At 58.8% G+C, this 4,447-nt stretch carries 5 protein-coding genes and 1 tRNA gene; 2 read left to right on the top strand and 4 right to left on the bottom strand.

Annotation, left to right across the window (positions count from 1 at the left end; all coding sequences use genetic code 11):
• Both Q1J43_RS10865 and Q1J43_RS10870 read left to right on the top strand, forming a co-directional pair.
• Positions 1-573 (top strand): class I fructose-bisphosphate aldolase (locus Q1J43_RS10865; protein WP_301102518.1); only part of this gene is annotated, 573 nt, incomplete at its 5' end.
• A gap of 232 nt (positions 574-805) precedes the next feature.
• Positions 806-881: transfer RNA gene (locus tag Q1J43_RS10870), tRNA-Lys, on the top strand.
• 151 nt (positions 882-1,032) lie between these two features.
• Here the strand turns inward: Q1J43_RS10870 and Q1J43_RS10875 are convergent.
• The 4 genes from Q1J43_RS10875 to Q1J43_RS10890 all read right to left on the bottom strand — a co-directional run bounded on the left by Q1J43_RS10875 (position 1,033) and on the right by Q1J43_RS10890 (position 3,956).
• The gene (locus Q1J43_RS10875) at positions 1,033-1,551 is read right to left on the bottom strand and encodes a hypothetical protein (RefSeq protein ID WP_301102519.1); all 519 of its coding nucleotides are present in this window, start codon (positions 1,549-1,551) and stop codon (positions 1,033-1,035) included.
• Between the two features lie 26 nt (positions 1,552-1,577).
• On the bottom strand, positions 1,578-2,096 hold the full coding sequence (locus Q1J43_RS10880; protein WP_301102520.1) for a response regulator: 519 nt from the start codon (positions 2,094-2,096) through the stop codon (positions 1,578-1,580).
• Between the two features lie 638 nt (positions 2,097-2,734).
• The gene (locus Q1J43_RS10885) at positions 2,735-3,316 is read right to left on the bottom strand and encodes a hypothetical protein (protein WP_301102521.1); all 582 of its coding nucleotides are present in this window, start codon (positions 3,314-3,316) and stop codon (positions 2,735-2,737) included.
• Between the two features lie 76 nt (positions 3,317-3,392).
• Positions 3,393-3,956, bottom strand: coding sequence for a type 4 pilus major pilin (locus tag Q1J43_RS10890; protein WP_301102522.1), 564 nt, complete (start codon positions 3,954-3,956; stop codon positions 3,393-3,395).
• Positions 3,957-4,447: the final 491 nt, after the last annotated feature.

Below are 4,447 nucleotides of genomic sequence, written 5' to 3' on the forward strand. Positions count from 1 at the left end.
GCCGTGACCGCCAGCGTGGACGACGCGTTGCGCCTCGGCTGCGCCGCCATCGGCTTCACCATCTATCCCGGGTCCGACAACATGTATAACCAGTTCGAGGAAATCCGCGACCTGTCCCGCGAAGCCAAGGCCAAGGGCCTCGCCACCGTCGTCTGGTCCTACCCGCGCGGCGGCGATCTGTCCAAGGACGGCGAGCTGGCCGTGGACGTTATTGCCTACGGCGCGCATATGGCGGCGCTGCTTGGGGCCAACATCATCAAGGTCAAGCTGCCCACCGCGTTTCTCGGCAACAAGGAATCGCAGAAGGTGTACGAGGACAAGAAAATCCCCGTCGCCACGCTGGCGGAGCGGGTGCAGCACATCATGCAATGCTGCTTTGATGGCCGACGCATCGTCGTGTTTTCCGGCGGCGCGGCCAAGGGCGAAGACAGCGTGCTTGAGGACGCCCGCGCCATTCAGGCGGGCGGCGGCAACGGCTCGATCATCGGCCGCAACTGCTTCCAACGCCCCCGCGCCGACGCGATGAAACTGCTCGACGAACTCGTGAGAATTTACCAGAACAAGGCGGCGTAACCATCTGTTTCTGAACAAAAATCATCGCGCCATTGGCGTGGGCCGCAGGCGTGATGATTTGCCGCCTTATTGCAACGCCTTAAGCGTTGGGGCCAAAATCGTGTGGCAGGGGAGTTCTGCGTGCCGAATTTGGCGTTGTTCTCTGGACGAAATCGGCGCGTCGAAAGCAGCACGCTATGGCGCTGGACACCCGCGCTTTTAGCTGCTACACAGCCGGTCTTCCCTTGGGGAAGGGCGATTAGCTCAGTTGGTAGAGCAGCTGACTCTTAATCAGCGGGTCGTGGGTTCGAGCCCCCCATCGCCCACCAAAGTGCCGCCGCTGGCGGTTCTTCGGTGATTTCCCCGCATGTTGCGGCCATGGTGTCTGTGCGCATTTCTGCCCCTGTCTTACGCAAGACAAGTGGACTTGGGAGGTTGTTTCCAGCGACCATCCTGGGCCGCTCGTTCTTTGAGACGACGTCAAGAATCCGTGCCCCCCTTCCACAACGCCTGCAATTTCCCTAGTTCCAGAAGAATTGCGGCGCCTGCGGAACCGGCGGAACCTTTCAAACGCTGCTGGAGGGCTGTCCGGACGCTGGCCACATGCCAGGCGATGATCTCGAAGTTTCGCGGTGACAGTCGGTCGGGGCCGGTTTGCTCGCAATAGAGGTGCAGGGATTTCGCCAGTGCCGAGGCGAGGTCATAGCCGCCCATTCCGGCTTTTACCTTCATTTCGAAGGCCTCTTGGATCAACGCGGACAACAGCTTTCCTGCATCGGTCGGCGCTTGCTGCAACGCGGCGCGGAGCTTGTCGATTTCGGCCAGATGGTGGAGGCAGGCGGTGAGAAACTGGTCGGCGCTTTTCTCGATCACGGACTGCGCCGACGCCACGACTTGGGGCGACAGCAGGTGGTCGAGATTGGCGACGCCAATCTTGATCAACAGGCTTTTGTCGGGCGCGAAAATCTTGACGTCGTCGGTTTCGTTCGGATCGGCCATCGGCTTTTTCCTTTAGGCGTTCGTTATTATGATTCGGAAGGTTCTGGTCTGTGCCGCTGTTTCCTGCGCTCCTTGCCGTCGGGTGGCGGCAGGTCTTGATGGCGGCGGTCGGGACCGCGATAGGTCTTGGTCACCACGAAAGGGCGCGGCTTTTCGATGACGGCGCGGATGCGCTTCACCAATTGTTCGGCGGCGAACGGCTTGATGATATATTCGTTCACGCCGGCGTCCCGCGCCCGCACCACATAGTGCGCCTCGGAATTTCCGGTCAGCAGAATCACCGGCACATGCGGACATTTCGATTCGGGCGACTTGCGCACGAATTCGACCAGATCGATGCCGTCAAGATCCTGCATTCGCCAATCGGTGATGACAAAATCGAACGGCTTTGTCGCCACCAGATGGATCGCCTGCCTGCCGCTGCTCGCCACCGTGATCTGGCGAAAGCCGAGTTGCGCCAGCACGTCATAGACCAGACGCTGGATCATCTTTTCGTCATCGACGATTAGAACCTGAATATTCTGCAATTGGCTGTTGCTGCCCACGAGCCCATCTCCGTCCCGTTCTTGACGACCACGCGTTTCCGTCGTGCCCTGCGTGCCCGCCATCTTCGCGGTGGCCCATGGCAGGCACAGGGGTGAAGCGCAATGATTCGTCGCAGAGTAGCGCGACGAATAGTTTGAAGCCAAGGCATTTTGTGGGGCATGAACTTTGCCCGCGCATTAACCGTTGAAGCAGCGCGCCCCCAAAATTTGCCGTCACCCCAGCCTATAGTCGTACCAAAAAAATCCCCAAGTCCTCTCCGCATCGTCATTCCGGAGACTTTTTCTTGCGTCCCTCTTGGGACGAAAGAAAATGGCATCCGGAATCCCGTTCCACTTTGTTTTCCAAGCAGTGAAGAAACCAAACGCGGTTCCGGATTAAACTTTCTTTCGCCTTCTACGAAGTCGAAAAGAAAGTTTCTCCGGAATGACGATGGGGAAATGACTCGGAAAATTTTCCGGCGCGGCTATAGGCTGACCTGACGATGTCGCCTAGAGCATTTACCCTTAAGGTGGAAACGTCATGCCAGCGAAGGCTGGCATCCCATCTGGTAGATCCCCGGCCCATAACAAATGGGACCCCAGCCTACGCTGGGGTGACGGCAACTGGCTTCTCTTGTTCTGACTAAACGGATAGTGCTCTAATGCCGCAAACCAAAGGTCAGCGCCAGGAACACCCAGACATCCTGCCCGCACCCCCGTGCGATGGCCGTGGCATCCAAAGGCTTGGGCGGCGTCGTGCCGTAAAAGGGGAGCCATAGGGCGGGGACGGACAAATCTCCGTCGCGCACGGCGAAATCCTGCACTCCCAAAGCGGCGGGATCGTTTCCATAGAATTGTAACAGGCGGCGGCAGGTATGGGGCTTGATCCGCGTTTCGATTCGCACTGTCTGCCGTTCCGGCGTAACGAACACCTTAAGCGATTCGCCCCAAGGGTTCGACATGCTGCGCTGGCCATCCTTGTCCGCAGGGCCTACGCGCATGACGCTCAATTTCGCGAGACGCTCCATCAAATTTCTGGTCGCCGCTGCGCCGCTGGCGCCGGAGGGCGTCGCCTGATCCCGCGCCACGTCGACGATGCCCAGAATCTGATCCATGGCCTGCGCCAGCAGGATATTTTCTCGCCCCGCCGCCACCGCCAGCCACAAGCCGACAAGGATCCCGACCCCGACCACCGGCGCGACGAAAATCATCGCCCAATTTATCCGCGCTCCCCGCTTCATGCCATCTCCGAAAAAGAAAAAGGCGGGGAGGTGAGTCCCCGCCTTTCGCTTGTTGACTTAGACGAACTTCAACCGATTACGCACGCAGGCGGAAGGTGAAGGCAATTGGTTGACCTGCTGCTAAGGTTACTGAACACCCCGTCACAGCAGCCGACACCGAAATGGGGAAGGCGGCTGCGGCTATGTTCGTGGTATTCAACAGCACGTTTGTAAGTCCAGCATCTCGCCCCGCACCAGTTGATCTTACGGCAAGATCAGCACATGGCTGTTGTGGTACGCCGGCATAGTTGATCGTGAACGTGGTGGGGGTAGGCGCGGTGATGGTGACGGCCCCACCCCAAACATTGGTTACTGTGGTGGGGTTAGTAGCGTTGTCAAGCATATCCTTTGGAATGCCCCCTGCTCTGGCGACGTCGAGTGCCGTGATGGCAGTAATCGTTGTCGAGGTAGCATGCAGCGCCCGAACCGCTTGCGCGATCTGAAGTATCTGTTCCGTAGTCTGCTTAACGCGCAGATTGGCGTAAACAGAGGCGGCGGCGACCCAGATGGCGCCCAGAATCAGGCCGACGATGCCGAGCACAATCGCGGCTTCCGTCAGGGTAAAGCCCCGCGTTTGGCGGGCGGTGCGTTGATGAGTCATTCGGAGATCTCCTTTTGTGGTGTGGTGTTGCGTCAATCCCAGCAGGCACTGCGCCCATATCTCAGATTTGCGGCAAATTATACGAGAACTGTGGCTAAAGGTAACAGGAAAGTATTAGCTAAAAATTAACAGCGCGGGGGCTGTCTTAAAATTTTTATGCCGTTCCGGCAGGTAAAACCGGCTGCCCCATCCCTTGAGCGTCATGCCTGCGCAGGTGCGTGGGCATGACCTTGCCGAGGGCGTAAATCTTTTCATTGGGCCGTTGGTACAAGCCGCTGGTTTTGTTGGTTCATGCGCTCGCGATCACGGGCCGCTGGATTCCCGCGTGCGCGGGACGCCTGATGGAGGCCCTTGGATAGGCTTTAAAGCCTTATGCTCCGGCTCTCATAGCGGCGGCCGAGGAAGGCGGGGAGTTTGCCACCGGACTGGCTGCCGGGGAATTGCGCCATCTGGTAGGACGGGTCGGTCTTGGTGCGATAGCTCCACAGCGC

Source organism: Propionivibrio sp. (assembly GCF_029255185.1).
Lineage (GTDB): Bacteria > Pseudomonadota > Gammaproteobacteria > Burkholderiales > Rhodocyclaceae > Propionivibrio.